We start from the raw sequence: 393 nt of genomic DNA, 5'->3' as shown, positions 1-393 counted from the left end.
TTAATTCAGATAATTTTATTTTTTGCCCTACTACTTCATAATCTGATTTCAATGGTATTATTTCTTTTTCGCCTGTTCTTATGTATTGTGCAAAGATATTTCCTGATTTTTTTTCTTTATTTCCATCAGTTAATGCTTTAGTTACTCCTTCTTTATGAGATTTTCTAAAATTCTTATCATAACCTTCTCCAAACTTACTACTAAAATTATTTAAAATCCCTTTTTGAAATTCTTCTATACTTTGCCCTAAAGTTGGTTTTCCATGTACTGTTAACTCTTTACGAATTTGCCATTTTTCTACATCTTTTTCATCATATACTTTGCCATCTTTATCTTTCCATATTTTCTTTAACTTACCAAAGTCTTCTATTTTTCCTATGTTTTCTAATTTTT

General features: G+C 26.5%; 1 protein-coding gene. It reads right to left on the bottom strand.

Features of this window, described 5'->3' with window-relative positions; translation table 11 throughout:
• Positions 1–393: hypothetical protein (locus AWT72_RS09895; RefSeq protein WP_197407681.1), on the bottom strand; the 393-nt coding region annotated here is incomplete at both ends.

This window comes from Oceanivirga salmonicida (assembly GCF_001517915.1).
Classification (GTDB): Bacteria; Fusobacteriota; Fusobacteriia; order Fusobacteriales; family Leptotrichiaceae; genus Oceanivirga; species Oceanivirga salmonicida.
Note: the sequence above shows the minus strand (reverse complement) of the source record. Positions and strands in the feature narration are given on the sequence as shown.